This is a genomic window from Streptococcus mitis (assembly GCF_000722765.2).
Lineage (GTDB): Bacteria > Bacillota > Bacilli > Lactobacillales > Streptococcaceae > Streptococcus > Streptococcus mitis_AQ.
In genome coordinates this window covers 1,367,033-1,385,403 of record NZ_CP028415.1, presented here as the reverse complement: position 1 = coordinate 1,385,403, position 18,371 = coordinate 1,367,033, and the positions used below count along the sequence as shown (strand labels likewise).

Genomic DNA, 18,371 nt, shown 5'->3' with positions numbered 1-18,371 from the left:
GTGTAAGGAAGTGGAAAAGAAAATTGTGAAGGATATTTTGTTTTTATCTCAGGTATCTCAGCCGGCAAGTCAGGAAGACCTTTATCTTGCCAAAGATTTGCAGGATACGCTTTTAGCAAATCGTGAGACTTGTGTCGGTCTGGCTGCCAATATGATTGGGGTGCAGAAGCGCGTGATTATTTTTAATCTGGGCTTGGTTCCTATGGTCATGTTTAACCCAGTGCTCCTGTCCTCTGAAGGATCTTATGAGACAGAGGAAGGTTGTTTGTCCTTGGTAGGTGTGAGACCTACTAGGCGTTATGAAACTATAAGGGTTGCCTATCGTGACAGCAAGTGGCAGGAACAGACCATTACCTTGACAGGCTTCCCAGCTCAGATTTGCCAGCATGAACTGGATCACTTGGAAGGACGAATCATTTAGGAGGAAAGCAAATGAAACGAATAGTCTTTGAACTTATTTTTATCGCAACGACCTGGTATATCTTTTTACCGCCTCTTAACCTGACCAGCTGGGAATTTCTCTTTTTCCTCTGTGGACATTTGCTGGTTGTAGCAGTCTTATTTGGCTTTGGCAAGGGAATCAATCTGGTTAAAACGGTTCATGTGCGCCACGGCAAGGCAGAAGCTGCCTTAAATCTGGAGGGTTTCAAAATCAATCGGTTAGGGAAAATCCTTTTAGCTTCTATTGGAGGAATTCTTCTCTTAGCAGCCTTGGTTTCCTTGCTGACTTCCAGCATTTTTCAGGCTAAAAATTATGCCAATGTAGTCACGGTTACGGAAAAAGACTTTACTGAATTTCCTAAGAGTGACACCAGTAAGGTTCCTATTCTAGATAGAAGTACTGCTGAAAAAATTGGTGATCGCTACTTGGGTTCCCTAACGGATAAGGTGTCGCAGTACGTAGCGGCAGACACCTATACCCAATTGACGATTGATGGGAAACCTTATCGAGTTACGCCACTAGAATACGCAGATCCTATCAAGTGGTTTAATAATCAGGCCAAGGGAATCGGCGAGTATATCAAGGTAGACATGGTAACTGGAAATGCGAACTTGGTGGACTTGAAGACACCAATCAAGTATTCGGACTCGGAGTATTTTAACCGTGACGTCAAACGTCACCTACGCTTGAAGTACCCAACTAAAATCTTCAAGACTCCATCTTTTGAGGTGGACGATGAGGGCAATCCTTTCTATGTGGCTACAGTTTACCAAAAGCAATTTGGGCTTGCGGTTCCTCGTCCTGTTTCAGTCATTATCTTGGATGCCACAAATGGAGAAACCAAGGAATACAGCTTGGCAGATGTTCCAGAATGGGTGGACAGGGTTTATCCAGCTGAGGAAACCATCGAGCAAATCAACTATAACGGCAAGTACAAGGACGGTTTCTGGAATGCTATGATTTCCAAGAAAAACGTGACCCAGACTACCAAGGGATATAATTATTTGTCTATCGGCAATGACATCTACCTATACACAGGAGTGACATCGGCCAATGCAGATGAAAGTAATCTTGGTTTTATCCTTGAAAATATGCGAACAGGAGAAATCACTAAGTATAGTTTGGCTTCTGCGACCGAAGAATCAGCCCGTGAATCAGCCGAAGGTGCTGTTCAGGAGAAATCCTACAAGGCAACCTTCCCAATCCTCATCAACCTCAATGACAAACCTCTCTACATCATGGGCTTGAAGGACAATGCTGGCTTGGTCAAAGAGTACGCTTTGGTAGATGCAGTCGAGTACCAAAACGTTATCGTAGCTACGACAGTGGAAGAGCTACTCAGCAAGTACGCTAATAAAAACGACCTTGAAATTGATAATGAAACGACAGAAAGTATCAAGGGTGTGGTGGAAGACCTCAAATCAGCTGTTATCAAGGGCGACACCGTCTACTTCTTTAAAGTTGATGGCAAGATTTACAAGGTTAAGGCCTCAGTATCAGATGACCTCCCTTACCTCGAAAATGGTAAAACCTTCGAAGGTCAAGTAGGAAAAGACAACTATCTCAAGACCTTTAAAGTGCAGTAATACTCTTCGAAAATCTCTTCAAACTACATCAGCTCTATCTGCAACCTCAAAACAGTGTTTTGAGCAGCCTGCGGCTAGTTTCCTAGTTTGCTCTTTGATTTTCATTGAGTATAAAAAAGCTTTATTTAAGAAGTATATGTTATAATAAGGTAAATTAAGACTAATGGAGGACAAACAAATGGGTTTTTATGTGATGGTTGCTTCAATGCTACTCGGACTGCTCGCTTTGAAGATAGGTTTTTCTCAGTTCAAGGAGAAAAAAGATAAATTCTTATCTATCTTAACAAGTTTAGCTGGCCTGGCCCTTGTTCTCGTGGCTGTCTGGTTAGGATGGCCCAAATAAACAGAGAAACCTCGGTCAAACCGAGGTTTTTTAGATGAATTTCTTGGTAGTGGCAAAAAAATATGCTACACTATTAATATGAAAATTTTAATCCCTACAGCAAAAGAAATGAACACAGATTTGCCAAGTATCGAGGCAAATCCTTTAAGACCAGAAAGTCAGGCTGTGCTTGATGTCTTGGCCCTCTATTCTATTAGTCAATTGGAGAGTTTTTACAAAGTTTCAGCCGAGAAAGCTGCGGCAGAATTTCAAAATATCCAAACTTTAAAAAAACAAACTGCTCAACACTACCCAGCCTTGAAACTTTTTGATGGGCTGATGTACCGTAATATCAAGCGAGACAAACTGGACGAGGCAGAACAAGCCTATCTTGAAAATCATGTCTTTATTACTTCGGCTTTGTACGGAGTCGTTCCAGCCTTGTCGCCTATGTCCCCTCACCGTTTGGACTTTTTGATGAAGTTAAAAGTCGCTGGTAAGACTTTGAAGATCCATTGGAAGACAGCCTATGATGAGACTATGAATGGTGAAGACCTAATTTTCTCCCTCTTGTCATCAGAATTTGAGACTGTATTTTCTAAGGAAATCAGAGAAAAGATGGTGACCTTCAAATTCATGGAGGACAAAGGTGGTCAGCTGAAAATTCACTCAACTATCTCCAAGAAAGCGCGTGGTGCCTTCCTGACAGCCCTTATAGAAAATCAAGTACAGACGGTGGAAGAAGCTCGTCGCTTAAGCTTTGCAGGATTTAACTACCGAGAAGACCTGTCACAGCCACAGGAATTGGTTTTTGTAAAGGAAGTATAGAAAATAGATAAAAGAAAAAGTCAGCAGAATTATGCTGACTTTTTTCTATCTTATAAAGTATTGGATATATGAATCTCATTTGATAAAGTATTAAGATGATTAACCAAATCCATTATTGACAGATGGTTTCGGCAAATAAACTTCTTGGTAATTCCTGGAATATAGAAATTAGACACAATGATATCGTAGTCTGTCTGATTTAAAATCTCAGGGCTTGTTTCCAATTCATCCCAAATATCAAAGGTGAATCGATTGTTACAATAGTATGTAAGCATATCCTTTAAAGTAAGTGATAGGGCGTGGTCAAAGTTACTGATAATCAAAACCTTGATAGGTGGTCGATTTTCTAACAACTGAGTAGAGAGGTTTTCAGCATGGGTTAAGATGGTGTACATCAAGTGTTCCAACTGTTCAGGATGGTCATGCTGTCCAATTGCTTGACGGTATTGAGCCAGTTCTTGATGCGCACTCCCCATAAAGTCTGGGAAGTAAACTTCAAATTTTTTAATCGTCAATGCTTTTTGTTCAAATAAGATTGGGGTAGAAAAGATTTCCTGTCTTTCAAAGAAAGCAGTGTTGTGTAAATGCCAAATAAGCTCATCGTGGTTAGTAAAAGTAATCTTATATTGTTTTGCTAGGCGTTCTAATATTTGACTAAGTAATTGGTAAGAGTATCTTGCTTCACTGTTATCTTCTAAAGAGTTGAAGAATTCTTGAGGATCTAAGAAAAGATTGTTTTGAATAAAGGATATAAAAATTTGGGCAATGATATCTGGGGTGATTTCCAGTCCCAGTTTTTCAGAAAAATGGACAAGTATCTCCTCAAAGTTTGGAATACTCATCAAAAGAGGGTAGTATTCATCGTAGAAATGATTTGGTAAGTCGATGAAATGACCGTTTTTAATGCGGTAAATACTGATGGCTATCATCAATTTGTACATTCTATAGATTGAAAATCGCATTGGATAATTCGTGATCTTATAGAAGAAGTCAGTGAACTCTGTTAAATCCTCTTCAGGAAGGTCAGGAAAAGGCCAGTCTAGGAAATAATAGCGCTCAGAAAAATATTGGGCAAAAAAATAGCGAATATCGATTTCATTGCCACGTATTTCGGATGGAGTAAATGATAGTTCAATTTGGAATTGAGTTGACAGAGTTTTTGTAATATTTCTGCCCAATCGATAGAGGTTGGCATTACTAGAGTGAAGATTTTCTATTGTTCGATAAATAGGTAGGCCCTCATTAAAAAACAGATACTCTAGTAATTGAAAAGATTGAGAATGAGCAAGAAAATATTGATAAATATCTTCAACGCTAGTATTAACTTCTAAATCTATCATAATTCCGTTAACAGAAGATTGGATGTCAATAGTTGGAAAAGCAGCACGTAATTCATTTAAATCACTTTTTAGAATTCGTTCTGTACATCCTAACTTTTCGGCAAGTTCATGCAATTTCATCCAATTACGATTTTGAATCAAGGTTTCCATTAAACGTAATTGTCGCTGATCTTTCGTAGATAAAAGGTTACGCATATAGGTATTTCCTCCTTAATTTATTATATCATGTTTTTGTCTAAAAAGTACAAAAAACTTAGAGTAAGAAAATTGTCGTTAGTAATCAGAAAATTTAGAATAAGATAAGTGGCTCTTAGGTGCAAAAACAGAATATATTAATTCTTCAGAAAATATTGATTTATATATTGAATAGTTGTAGAGTTAAAACTATAAAATACTTTCTAGGAGTTCACAATGAAACATTCACATAAGAAATCATTTGACTGGTATAGCATGCAACAACGATACTCTATTCGTAAGTATCACTTTGGTGCGGCTAGTGTCTTGCTTGGGACAGCCTTAGTCTTGGGAACTGCTGCCAATGCGCAATCAGTACAAGCAGAGGAACAACATCCTGAGGCAACTAATAGTGTCTCTGTTGATAAGGTAGATGAAGCTACTAAACCAGCAGAAGTTTCTACACCTAAAAAAGAAACAACTTATGCAGCTCCAACTGTTGCCAACCCAGTAGATACGACTCCAGCTAAATCTGATGAAGCTAAAGCGCCAGCAGAAAAAGTTGAAGAAGTAAAAGATAAAAAAGAAGAAGTAACACAGCAAGATGCTGTTGACAAGTCAAAATTGTTAACAGCTCTTTCGCGTGCTAAAAAACTTGAGAGTAAGTTATATACAGAAGCAAGTGCTGCTAACTTGCAAGCAAGTATTCAAGCTGGTCAAAGTTTGCTTGGGAAAGCAGATGCGACTGAAGCTGAAGTATCAGCAGCAGAGTCTTCTATTCAATCAGCTATTATTGGGCTAGAACTTCGTTCTAACTCTGATAAAGGAACTGTATCAGAAACTCCTGTAGTGAAGAAAGCTGACACAGCAGAAGCCAAAGAAGAAGCTAAACCAGCTGCAACAACGACTGATCGTTCAGCTGTTGACAGTGCTGTTTTGCCAACTAGCACAGCTGCTAAAGTAGAAGCGACTTCAGCTCCAGAAACAACTAATGAAATCTTGAAACCAGGTTTGAGCCTTTCTGATGCTCGTCAAAATCCAGCTATCCGTAAGGAAGACTTGGATAAGGGACACAGTGGCTTTAGAGCTTCTAGCAATCCAGCAAACCCAATTGTATCAGGTTCTGGAAATACAGTTGCTTTTTCAGACATCAGCCAAGGTGGTCGTAGCTATAGTTTCCGTGGCTACGGGAACTCACGTGGTGGAAATTCTATTCATTACGATGTAACAACAGTACGTCAAGGTAACAGATTGAATTTCACAATTAAATATTCTGGTCCAGGTGAATTTGTTAATAACAACTTTCTCTTGGATAAAGGGGATGGATTTGGAAATCCTTCAAATGCGACTATCTCCACTCCAAGATTGAGAGAACAATCAAAACCTATTAGTCAGGGTGCCAACTTCGTATCTCATTCAGGATACAGTATGACCTCTGCTACTTCAACAAATACGGAACAAACAGTCAGATTTAGTTTGCCTATCAATAATCCAAATGGTGACTTGTCTGTTCGTTTGAAACCAGTTACTTTTAACGTGGACCAAGGTGGTGGTGGTGCCGCGACTAGCAATGACCCATACAGTAACTCCAACTATTATCATAGAGCAAACCCACTGCTCTTGGATGCTAACCCGAATGGTGGTACTAATAATAAGACTGTTTCAGAAGACATTGACTTCCAAACTGTCTATCTTCCAACTAGTAAGTTACCAGAAGGTCAAACTAGATTAGTTCGAGAAGGTGAAAAAGGCCAACGTCAAATTACCTATAAAGTTCACCGATTTGGTAGCGAAACAATTTTAGGATTGCCAATTAGTAATAGTGTTACTAAAGAAGCTAAGCCACGTATTATGCAAATTGGTGTGGCTAAAGAGCTAATCGATACAGTAAAACCACGTGTTGATCAAAATAAAGTCGGTGATACAAATAACCTCACTTTCTATCTTGATAATGATGGCAACGGTGTTTATACTGAAGGTGTAGACGAACTTGTTCAAAAAATTGCTATTAAAGATGGAGCACAAGGTGCTAAAGGTGAAAAAGGAGACCAAGGTGAACGCGGTCTGACTGGAGCTAAAGGTGAAAAAGGAGATCGAGGCGAACGCGGTCTGACTGGAGCTAAAGGTGAAAAAGGAGACCAAGGTGAACGCGGTCTGACTGGAGCCCAAGGTGCTAAAGGTGAAAAAGGAGATCGAGGTGAACGCGGTCTAACCGGAGCACAAGGTGCTAAAGGTGAAAAAGGAGACCAAGGTGAACGCGGTCTCACCGGAGCACAAGGTGCTAAAGGTGAAAAAGGAGACCGAGGCGAACGTGGTCTCACTGGCGCCCAAGGTGCTAAAGGTGAAAAAGGAGATCGAGGTGAACGCGGTCTCACCGGAGCGCAAGGTGCCAAAGGTGAAAAAGGTGACCAAGGCGAACGCGGTTTAACTGGAGCGCAAGGTGAAAAAGGTGAAAAAGGAGACCGAGGCGAACGCGGTTTAACTGGAGCGCAAGGTGAAAAAGGTGAAAAAGGAGACCGAGGCGAACGCGGTCTGACTGGAGCGCAAGGTGAAAAAGGAGAAAAAGGAGACCGAGGCGAACGCGGTTTAACTGGAGCGCAAGGTGCCAAAGGTGAAAAAGGAGACCAAGGTGAACGTGGTCTAACTGGAGCTCAAGGTGCCAAAGGTGAAAAAGGTGACCGAGGCGAACGTGGTCTGACTGGAGCGCAAGGTGCCAAAGGTGAAAAAGGGGACCAAGGTCAGGCAGGTCGTGACGGTGTAACTCCAACCGTAACCGTTAGAGATAATAAAGAAGATGGTACTCACACTATCACTATTAACGACGGTAGAGGTAATGTTACAAATACTGTTGTAAGAGATGGTCTCGATGGAGCAAGTCCATTAGTTGCGACTCAACGAAATGAAGCTGATAAAACAACAACTGTTATCTTCTATTACGATAGAAATGGAAACAACGAATTAGATGCTTCTGATAAGAAGCTAAAAGAAGTTGTCATTGCAGATGGTGCCAAAGGTGAAAAAGGAGACCAAGGTGAACGCGGTCTCACTGGAGCACAAGGTGCTAAAGGTGATCGAGGCGAACGTGGTGAAACAGGGGCAGCAGGACGTGATGGTAAAACACCAGTAATTACTACAGCTCGTGGAAAAGATGGTCATAGTACTGACATTACATTTACAATTCCAGGTGAAGAGCCTGTTGTAGCTAATATTAAAGATGGTAGAGATGGTCGCACACCAACTATTGACTTAAATGCCTTAGCAGAAGCTGCAGTAAGAATTAATAATCGAAGAAGTGGAAGAGTAAGAAGAGCATTAGCAGACGACCCAGCTACAGCACCAGCATCACAACCAGTAGATGGTACTCGTATCACAGCCTACTATGATAATAATGGTAACGGTAAATACGATCCAGGTGTGGATGAATTAATTGGTACAAGTGATATCTTGAATGGTACGAATGGACGTAATGGTACAGATGGAGCTTCTGGTGCAGATGGTCGTAATGGTGCTGAATTATTAAGTGGGACTAAAGCACCAACAGCAAATGATGGTAAAGATGGCGACACTTATATCGATGCCAATACAGGTGATGTTTATAAGAAAGAAAACGGAACTTGGGATAAAATTGGTAACATTCGTGGACCTCAAGGTCTAAAAGGTGAAGACGGAGTTGCAGGACCACAAGGACCTAAGGGTGACAAAGGTGACCAAGGTCTTCAAGGTGAACGTGGTCAAGACGGAGCACAAGGTTTACCAGGACGTGATGGACGTGATGGCGCAGCAGGTCGTGACGGACGTGATGGACGCGACGGTAAAGACGTATTGAACGGCAAAGTTAACCCAGAAGCAAACCAAGGTAAAGACGGCGATAAATACGTTAATACAGAAACAGGCGACGTCTTCGTTAAGAATAACGGCAACTGGGATAAAGAAGGCAACATCAAGGGACCTAAAGGGGACAAAGGTGACCAAGGTCTTCAAGGTCGTGATGGTCAAGACGGAGCCCAAGGTTTACCAGGACGCGATGGACGTGATGGCGCAGCAGGTCGTGACGGACGTGATGGACGCGACGGTAAAGACGTATTGAACGGCAAAGTTAACCCAGAAGCAAACCAAGGTAAAGACGGAGATAAATACGTCAATACAGAAACAGGTGACGTCTTCGTTAAGAATAACGGCAACTGGGACAAAGAAGGCAACATCAAAGGACCTAAGGGTGACAAAGGTGAACGTGGAGAAGATGGTAAGACTCCAGAAGTAACTGTAACTCCAGGTAAAGATGGCCGTAGTACTGACATTACATTCACTGTTCCAGGTAAAGACCCAGTTACAGTAAATGTTAAGAATGGAGAAAATGGTCTAAACGGTAAAACTCCAAAAGTTGATTTACTTCGTGTCGAAGGACAAAACGGAAATCCATCTCATACAATTGTGACATTCTATACTGATGAAAACAATGATGGTAAGTACACATCAGGAACTGATGAACTTCTAGGTTCAGAAATGATTAAAGATGGTGCTAAAGGTGCGGACGGACGAGATGGTAAATCATTGCTTACTGTCAAAGATGGTAAAGAAACTAAAGTTTACCAAGAAGATCCAGCACATCCAGGTCAACCATTGAACCCAGAAAAACCTCTAGCAGTTATTAAAGACGGAGTGGACGGTGTCTCTCCAACAGTAACAGCTGTTCGTAAGGATGAAGAAGGGCATAAGGGTGTAGAAATCACAGTTGATAACCATGATGGTTCACAACCAACCACAGTCTTTGTTCATGATGGTGAAAAAGGAGAAACTGGTGCAACAGGTCAAGATGGACAAACTCCTACAGTCACAACTCAACGTGGTCAAGATGGTCAAAGCACTCTTGTCACTATCACAACACCAGGTAAAGATCCAGTAACATTTACTGTGAAAGATGGTAAAAATGGTAGAGATGGACGTACACCACATATTGACTTAAATGCATTAGTGGATGCAGTAAGAAGAGGTGCAGGATTAGCTGGTAATCCACAACCTTCTACATCAACAAGAAGTGCAAGAAGAGCGAGAAGTGTAGGAGATAATCCAGATGAAGTAAGTGCAACTTCGTTAGCTTCTTCACCAGCACCAAGAAGTGCAAGAAATAGAAGAGCATTACCAGATGAAGATAGAAGTGCAACTGAGTCATCAGAAACAGTACAACCAACAATTACAGATGCAACAGGTTCACAACCAGCAACTACAGATGCAACAGGTTCACAACCAGCAACTACAGATGCAACAGGTTCACAACCAGCAACTACAGATGCAACAGGTTCACAACCAGCAACTACAGATTCACAACCAGTAGATGGTACTCGTATTACAGCATACTATGATAATAATGGTAACGGTAAATACGATCCAGGTGTGGATGAATTAATTGGTACAAGTGATATCTTGAATGGTACAAATGGACGTAATGGTACAGATGGAGCTTCTGGTACAAATGGACGTAACGGTGCTGAATTACTAAGTGGAGTAACTGCACCAACTGCTAATGATGGTAAAGACGGTGATACTTATATCGATGCCAATACAGGTGATGTTTACAAGAAAGAAAATGGTTCTTGGAACAAGATTGGTAATATCCGTGGACCTCAAGGAGTAGCCGGTGAAAAAGGCGATAAAGGTGATAAAGGTGAAAAAGGCGATAAAGGTGAAAACGGAACTAATGGAGCAGATGGTAAATCACCAGTTGTAAATGTAACGGACAACGGAGATGGAACACACTCTATTACTGTTAGAAATCCTGATGGTTCTGAATCAACAACTAAAGTTAAAGATGGTAAAGACGGTAAAACTGCCAATATCACTACAACAGAAAACCCAGATGGAAGCCACACAATCACTGTAACAAATCCAGACGGAACAACTAAAGAAACTGTTGTTAAAAACGGTAAAGACGGTAAAACTCCAAAAGTTGAAGTCACTGATAACAACGATGGAACTCACACTGTTAAGGTTACAGATGGAGATGGCAATGTTACCAACGCTATCATCAAAGATGGTAAAGACGGTAAAGCTGCAACAGCAACAACTACAGAAAACCCAGATGGAAGCCACACAGTAACAATCACTAACCCAGACGGAACTAAGAATGAGTTTGTTGTGAAAAATGGACGTGACGGTGTTGACGGACGTACTCCAACAGCATCTGTTCGTGATAATGGTGACGGAAGTCATACAATCGTTATTACAAATCCAGAAGGTGTGACAACTGAAACGACAGTCCGTGATGGTAAATCACCAAAAGTTACAATAACTGACGAACAAAATGGAACTCATAAGATTTCAGTTCTAAATGGTGATGGAACAACTACTGAAACAATCATTAAAGATGGTAAATCACCAGTAGCAACTGTTACTGACAACCATGATGGTACTTACACAATTCGTGTAGAAAACGGTAACGGTACTGTTTCTGAAACCACAGTTCGTGACGGTAAATCACCAACTGCTAAGGTTGTGGATAACGGAGATGGAACTCACACTATCACAGTTGTGAACTCAGACGGTACAACTACAACAACTACAGTTCGTGATGGTAAAGAACCAAAACTTGAAGTGATTGATAACAACAACGGTTCACATACTATTAAAGTGACAGGTGCTGATGGTAAAGAAACTACTACTACAATCTTTGATGGTAAATCACCAAAAGCGAACATCGTTGATAACGGAGATGGAACTCACACCTTAACAATCGTTGATTCTGATGGCCGTGAATACAAATCTATTATCAAAGATGGTAAAGATGGCGTTTCACCAACTGTAACTGTTAAAAATAATAACGATGGAACTCACGTTGTTACAATCACTAATCCGGATGGAAGTAAGACAGAAATGGTGATTAAAGACGGTAAAGATGGTAAATCACCAAAAGTTTCTGTTGAAGATAATGGTGATGGTAGTCATACAATCACAATCATCAATTCTGACGGAACTGTGACAAAAACAGTTGTTAAAGATGGTCGAGACGGACGTGATGGCCGCGACGGTAAAGACGGCAAAGATGGTAAATGTGGATGCCAAGACAAACCAGTAACACCATCAAATGACCAACCTGTACCTCCAGTAGTTAATAAGCCAGAGGGACCTAAGTTTGCAATGCCAGAACCACCAATTCATGAATTGCCAGAATACACAGGTGGGGTAACACCACTTGATCCTCCGGTTTATGACAAACCAGAATTTAACGGTGGAGTACCAGGAATGCCTGAAGTTACTGAAGTACCAGCACAACCAACACCAAATGTACCGACACCAGAGGTGCCAGTACCAGTGCAACCAACACCAAATGTACCGACACCAGAAGTGCCAGTACAACCAACTCCAGTTGTTCCAACACCAGAAGTACCGGTTAAACCAGTACCAGTGGTTCCAGAACAACCAGTAGTACCAACACCGGCTCAACCAGCAACTCCAGTAAATGCTAACCCAGTAGTACCAACTACAGTTAAAGAAAACCATGGAGACAAATTACCAGAGACTGGAAGCCAATCTGATTATATCTCTGTTCTTCTAGGTAGCGGTATTCTATTGAGCCTATATGTAGGTCGAAGAAAAGAAGATTAATCAGCCAAAAGCAGTCACTAATTTCTCGAAAGAAGATGATAAGTGATAGACGGATGAAAGAATATTATTAGAATGATTTTCCTATGATGGAAAAGACTGCTAAAAACCTTGAGTGGTAACGCTCAAGGTTTTTTGGATGGGTGATATTTGTCTGAAGATCTTGATTGAGTCTAAAAAAGCCACCCTGTTAGGTGGCGATCATTGATTTAGACTTTTTAAACTATCTATTTTTTACTGAATGGCTGCGACCAAATCTTGAGCTTGCTTTTCAAGTGAATTTAGGACTGATTCTTCGAGAACCAATTTTCCATCTGCCCAAGCAGAGTCATTGACACGTGCAGCAGTGAAGTCACCAACGACTTGTGTACGGATAAATGGCAAGAGGTCTTTATAGATAGCGAAGAGTTGATCGTGACCGGCATTAGCTACAGATGATACGGTGACAAACTTGTCTTGAAGGGCAGAAGCGCCACGTGTATCAGACAAGTCAAGGGCACGAGATAGCCAGTCAAGCAAGTTTTTCACTGTTCCAGGGATAGAGAAGTTGTAGACTGGAGAGAAGATCCAGATAGCATCCGCAGCGAGAACTGCTTCACGAGCAGCAGCTACAGCTGGATGTGTTGGAACTTCCAAATCTTGGCTGAAGAGAGGAAGGGCTGAATAATCAAGGTAGCTAACTTCTGCTTTACCAGCAAGTGCTTTCTCAGCTTCGAGAGCCATTTGGTGGTTGAAAGAACCTTGACGTAGTGATCCGACGATAAATAATACTTTTTTAGACATGATGTGTATCCTTTTTCTTAAATTTCCGAGAAGTCCCTCGTTGTTATAAAATATATTACAACAAAACAAAAGGAGTTGCAAGAAATTTGCTCAGAGTTTATTTGAAAATTATAAAATTGCTGAAACTCTAGTCATTTGTGACTGAAATGCATTTGATTTTTGAAGGGTATTCCTATATTCTCTTGTAATATGATGATATAAGTGCTAAAATAAACAAGAAAACTCGCAATAGAAACCGTGGAACGGCTATTTTTTTCGGTATCATTTCATAAACAATTAAACGAAAATAATGGCATTTTAAGAATGCTTCTAAAAAGGGGTGGAGATCATGTAAGGAACAGATTAACAAGTGACGGACAAAAGAAATAATAATACACTTGTTAAAGGAGAAAAAATGTTAATAAGAAATTATCGGAAAAATATTGGCCTGATGGCCGGAGTTGAGTTTTTGGCATTTTTAGGGATTACCAGTTTTTGGATTCTCTTTCTCAGTCAAAACGGAATGTCTCTTTGGCAGATTGGACTTCTGGAAAGTATTTTTCATGCGACCAGCCTTCTCTGTGAAATTCCATCTGGAATGTTGGCTGATCGTTATTCCTATAAGACCAACCTTTATTTAAGTCGAATAGCAGGGATTGTGTCTTCTATTCTCATGTTGGCTGGGCAGGGAAATTTTTGGATTTATGCACTAGCTATGGCGGTAAGTGCCTTGTCTTATAATTTTGATTCGGGAACAAGCGCAGCAATGGTCTATGACTCGGCTGTAGAGGCTGGGCTAAAGGAGCGCTATCTATCCATTTCAAGTTTCATATCAGGAGTGTCAGAAGGAACCCAGTCTTTGGGGACAGTTTTGGCAGGATTTTTTGTCCATGGTCAATTGCACCTGACCTACTATATCATGATTGCGACTTCTATCATAGTTCTTTTTCTGATCTGGATGCTGAAAGAACCCAGTGTCAAGCTAGAAAAAGCTGATAGTGTGACCATGAAACAGATTATGTGGACTGTTAAGGAAGAGTTGGAGCGAAATCCCATGCTCTTCAACTGGATGATTTTGTCTCAGATTGTTGGGACACTCATGTGTATGTTTTATTTTTACTATCAAAATCAGTTACCAGATTTAAGTAGTTGGCAAATTTCAGCAGTTATGCTACTTGGAAGTCTCTTGAATATCCTTGCAGTCTATCTAGCGAGTAAGATTGGAAAGAACTATGCTGCCTTGAAGCTTTTCCCTATCCTCGTCCTGCTGACTGGCGTCACCTATATGCTGTCCTACTTTGGAACACCTCTAATCTATATTCTGATTTATTTGATTAGTAATGCTCTATACGCTCTTTTTCAGCCCATTTTTGACAATGATTTGCAAGGGCGCCTTCCAAGTGAAGTAAGGGCAACCATGCTGAGTGTCTATTCTATGATGTTTAGCCTAAGTATGATTGTGTTCTTTCCACTGACAGGCTGGTTGATTGACCATTTAGGCTTTGTAGTAGCATTTCTTTATCTAGGCTTCTTTTTAGTCATGATTAGCCTTCTACTGCCTATCTTTTTAGGAAAAATGGCTAAAAGAATGGATGATAAAATGATTCCATAGATTAAAAGAATTTTTGAAAACTTGAGTTCCAAGCTCAGGTTTTTTAATACGTTGATTTCGTCTGTGTTTTTACTTTTCTTGCTCCGTTTTAAACAAGAAAAATCGGTTTGCTTTGAAGGAAGAAATAAAATGTGATTGTTCCTATATTCACTTGTAATAAAGCCCAATAGATGGTAAAATAGACGAGTGAAAAAAAGACAAAACAAAGCAAAAAATAATCTACTGTGGCAGTATGGTCTAGGGATGACGATTTTGTTTGTGGTTATCAGTGCTTCCTTTCTGTATCTGGTTTCTCTTGGCATGAAACCCTATCAAACAGCTAAAAGTGAAGGAGAAAAATTAGCTCAGCAGTATGCAGGATTAGAGCAGGCTGATCAGGTTGACTTATACAATGGCTTGGAATCTTACTACAGTGTTCTTGGTCATAATAAACAGCAAGAAGCGCTTGCTGTCCTGATTGGAAAAGATGACCATAAGATTTACGTTTATCAGCTAAATCAGGGTGTTTCACAAGAAAAAGCAGAAGCGGTTTCTAAGGAAAAAGGAGCTGGCGAGATTGACAAGATTACCTTTGGCCGTTATCAAGACAAGCCAATCTGGGAAGTCAAGTCAGGCTCTGACTTTTATCTAGTAGATTTTGAAACAGGAGCATTGGTCGATAAGGAGGGCCTATGAAACTATCCAACCGTGTTTTAGAAATGGAAGAAAGTGTGACCTTGGCTGCTGGAGCCCGTGCCAAAGCACTGAAGGCTGAGGGCAGAGATATCCTGTCTCTAACCTTAGGTGAGCCAGATTTCACTACTCCAAAAAATATCCAAGATGCCGCCATTGCATCGATTCAAGATGGGCGTGCTTCTTTTTATACAGTAACCTCAGGCCTGCCAGAACTCAAGGCAGCGGTCAATACCTACTTTGAACGCTTTTATGGCTATTCTGTAGCGCCAAATCAAGTGACAGTCGCTGCGGGAGCCAAATATTCTCTCTATACCTTCTTTATGGCTGTGGTCAATCCAGGTGATGAAGTGATCATCCCAACCCCTTACTGGGTCAGCTATGGAGATCAGGTCAAGATGGCAGAGGGTGTGCCAGTCTTTGTTCCTGCTAAAGAGGACAATCACTTTAAGGTGACCGTAGAGCAGTTAGAAGCAGTTCGCACAGACAAGACCAAGGTTTTGGTGCTGAATTCACCATCCAATCCGACAGGTATGATTTACACCCGTGAGGAACTTTTGGCAATCGGAAACTGGGCTGTAGAAAAGGATATTCTTATCCTAGCAGACGATATCTATGGGCGCTTGGTCTATAATGGTCATGAATTCACACCCATTTCTAGCTTATCTGAAGCGATTCGCAAGCAAACGGTGGTCATCAATGGTGTGTCTAAAACCTATGCTATGACTGGTTGGAGGATTGGCTATGCCGTCGGAGAAGCAGACATTATTGCTGCTATGTCCAAGATTGCAGGTCAAACAACTTCGAACCCGTCAGCAGTAGCCCAGTATGCAGCAGTTGAGGCTCTATCAGGCGAGCAAGATACGGTAGAAAGCATGCGTAAGGCTTTTGAGGAACGTCTTAATACCATCTATCCCCTTCTTGCAGAGGTGCCAGGATTTGAAGTGGTCAAACCGCAAGGAGCCTTCTACCTCTTTCCGAATGTCAAAAAGGCCATGGAGATGAAAGGCTACACGGATGTGACAGACTTTACAACTGCTATCTTAGAAGAAGCTGAAGTAGCCTTGGTCACAGGAGCAGGCTTTGGAGCGCCAGAAAATGTGCGCCTCAGCTATGCGACAGACCTAGACACGCTTAAAGAAGCAGTTAACCGCTTGAAAACATTTATGGGGAGTGAGAATGATTGATCATTTTGAAATTAAGGTAAAGGATTTACAAATTTCAGAAGGATTTTATAGGAGTTTTCTCGCTCCTTTGGGCTATAAATTGGCTTTTAAAACTACTTCTCTAATCAGTTTTCTTGCCCCGAACAGCCCCCATCCTGGTGGTGATTTTTGGCTGGTTCAGGGGACACAAGATCCTATTCACTTTGCTTTCTTAGCAGAAAATAAGGAAGAGGTTCAGGCTTGTTATGAGGCTGGTTTGGAGGCAGGTGGGCGAGACAATGGGGCTCCAGGTTATCGCAGTGAGCAACCGATTTACTACGCTGCTTTTGTGATTGACCCAGATGGGAACAATATAGAAGTGGTTTGCCATAAAGAATAAAAAAGAAAAGGAAAAATAATGACAAAACGTGTAACGATTATTGATGTAAAAGACTATGTTGGTCAGGAAGTGACGATTGGCGCTTGGGTTGCCAACAAATCAGGAAAAGGGAAAATTGCCTTCTTGCAATTGCGTGATGGAACAGCCTTCTTCCAAGGTGTGGCCTTTAAACCAAACTTTGTAGAAAAATTTGGTGAAGAAGTGGGACTTGAGAAGTTTGATGTCATCAAACGCTTGAGCCAAGAAACTTCTGTTTATGTGACAGGGATTGTCAAAGAAGACGAACGTTCTAAGTTTGGTTATGAGCTTGATATCACAGACATCGAAGTGATTGGTGAATCTCAAGACTACCCAATTACACCAAAAGAACATGGAACAGACTTCTTGATGGACAACCGTCACTTGTGGCTCCGATCTCGTAAGCAAGTAGCGGTGATGCAAATCCGTAACGCTATCATCTATGCGACTTATGAATTCTTTGACAAGAACGGCTTCATGAAGTTTGATAGCCCAATTTTATCAGGAAATGCGGCAGAAGATTCAACAGAACTCTTTGAAACTGACTACTTCGGAACTCCAGCCTACTTGAGCCAATCAGGTCAGCTTTACCTAGAAGCAGGTGCTATGGCCCTTGGTCGTGTATTTGACTTTGGTCCCGTATTCCGTGCTGAAAAATCAAAAACGCGCCGTCATTTGACTGAGTTTTGGATGATGGATGCAGAGTACTCATACTTGACACACGATGAATCACTTGACTTGCAAGAAGCCTATGTTAAAGCTCTTCTTCAAGGTGTTCTTGACCGTGCACCTCAAGCCTTGGAAACATTGGAACGTGATACAGAGCTCTTGAAACGCTACATTGCAGAGCCATTCAAACGCATCACATATGATCAAGCCATTGACCTCTTGCAAGAGCATGAAAATGATGAAGATGCTGACTACGAGCATCTTGAGCATGGTGATGACTTTGGTTCGCCACACGAAACTTGGATTTCAAACCACTTTGGTGTGCCAACATTTGTCATGAACTATCCAGCAGCCATCAAGGCCTTCTACATGAAACCAGTTTCTGGAAATCCAGAGCGCGTGCTTTGTGCGGACTTGCTTGCCCCAGAAGGCTATGGAGAAATCATCGGTGGATCTATGCGTGAGGAAGACTACGATGCCCTTGTTGCTAAGATGGATGAACTTGGTATGGATCGTACAGAGTACGAATTCTATCTTGACCTTCGTAAATACGGTACTGTACCACACGGTGGATTTGGTATCGGTATCGAGCGTATGGTAACCTTCGCAGCAGGAACAAAACACATCCGTGAAGCCATTCCATTCCCACGTATGTTACACCGTATTAAACCGTAAATAATGAGATGAAAGTAAAAGGTCAAATTGACCTTTTATTTTTTAGGATGAATCACCTGAAATGCAGATTAATATATATATATATATATTAAAAAATCCTCATATTTTGAATATAAACGTAGACAGTTTA

General features: G+C 41.2%; 12 protein-coding genes. 10 read left to right on the top strand and 2 right to left on the bottom strand.

All coding sequences use genetic code 11. From position 1 onward, the window contains the following. Positions 1-10 precede the first annotated feature (10 nt). From SK637_RS07080 to yaaA, 4 genes are all read left to right on the top strand, one after another. Positions 11-421, top strand: a complete 411-nt coding sequence (locus SK637_RS07080) for a peptide deformylase (RefSeq protein WP_033689143.1) — start codon at positions 11-13, stop codon at positions 419-421. A gap of 11 nt (positions 422-432) precedes the next feature. Continuing rightward, the gene (locus SK637_RS07075) at positions 433-2,028 is read left to right on the top strand and encodes a hypothetical protein (protein ID WP_033689141.1); all 1,596 of its coding nucleotides are present in this window, start codon (positions 433-435) and stop codon (positions 2,026-2,028) included. 178 nt (positions 2,029-2,206) lie between these two features. Then, positions 2,207-2,371, top strand: coding sequence for a YczI family protein (locus SK637_RS07065; protein WP_000508327.1), 165 nt, complete (start codon positions 2,207-2,209; stop codon positions 2,369-2,371). A gap of 78 nt (positions 2,372-2,449) precedes the next feature. Further along, positions 2,450-3,178, top strand: a complete 729-nt coding sequence (gene yaaA / locus SK637_RS07060) for a peroxide stress protein YaaA (RefSeq protein WP_033689140.1) — start codon at positions 2,450-2,452, stop codon at positions 3,176-3,178. Between the two features lie 50 nt (positions 3,179-3,228). Here yaaA and pclR read toward each other — a convergent pair whose 3' ends face one another. Further along, on the bottom strand, positions 3,229-4,713 hold the full coding sequence (gene pclR / locus SK637_RS07055) for a virulence transcriptional activator PclR (RefSeq protein WP_033689138.1): 1,485 nt from the start codon (positions 4,711-4,713) through the stop codon (positions 3,229-3,231). A 216-nt stretch (positions 4,714-4,929) separates the two neighbouring features. On the opposite strand from pclR, the gene pclA reads away from it, so the two are divergent. Continuing rightward, complete coding sequence (gene pclA, locus SK637_RS07050) at positions 4,930-12,291, top strand: pneumococcal collagen-like adhesin PclA (protein WP_050489881.1); 7,362 nt, start codon at positions 4,930-4,932, stop codon at positions 12,289-12,291. Positions 12,292-12,522: 231 nt separating this feature from the next. Here pclA and SK637_RS07045 read toward each other — a convergent pair whose 3' ends face one another. Further along, on the bottom strand, positions 12,523-13,071 hold the full coding sequence (locus SK637_RS07045) for an NADPH-dependent FMN reductase (RefSeq protein ID WP_033689136.1): 549 nt from the start codon (positions 13,069-13,071) through the stop codon (positions 12,523-12,525). Positions 13,072-13,465: 394 nt separating this feature from the next. Between SK637_RS07045 and SK637_RS07040 the strand changes: the two genes are divergently transcribed. The 5 genes from SK637_RS07040 to asnS all read left to right on the top strand — a co-directional run bounded on the left by SK637_RS07040 (position 13,466) and on the right by asnS (position 18,241). Beyond that, positions 13,466-14,662, top strand: a complete 1,197-nt coding sequence (locus tag SK637_RS07040; protein WP_033689135.1) for an MFS transporter — start codon at positions 13,466-13,468, stop codon at positions 14,660-14,662. A 186-nt stretch (positions 14,663-14,848) separates the two neighbouring features. Beyond that, positions 14,849-15,337, top strand: coding sequence for a cell wall elongation regulator TseB-like domain-containing protein (locus SK637_RS07035; RefSeq protein ID WP_033689133.1), 489 nt, complete (start codon positions 14,849-14,851; stop codon positions 15,335-15,337). Next, positions 15,334-16,521, top strand: a complete 1,188-nt coding sequence (locus SK637_RS07030) for a pyridoxal phosphate-dependent aminotransferase (protein ID WP_033689132.1) — start codon at positions 15,334-15,336, stop codon at positions 16,519-16,521. Before SK637_RS07035 ends, SK637_RS07030 begins: the two co-directional genes overlap by 4 nt. Next, entirely contained in the window at positions 16,514-16,879 is a 366-nt protein-coding gene (locus tag SK637_RS09720; protein ID WP_033689130.1) for a VOC family protein, read from the top strand. The genes SK637_RS07030 and SK637_RS09720 overlap by 8 nt, the downstream gene beginning before the upstream one ends. 18 nt (positions 16,880-16,897) lie before the next feature. Then, positions 16,898-18,241 (top strand): asparagine--tRNA ligase, encoded by a 1,344-nt coding sequence (asnS, locus tag SK637_RS07025; RefSeq protein ID WP_033689129.1) that lies wholly within the window; start codon positions 16,898-16,900, stop codon positions 18,239-18,241. Positions 18,242-18,371 lie beyond the last annotated feature (130 nt).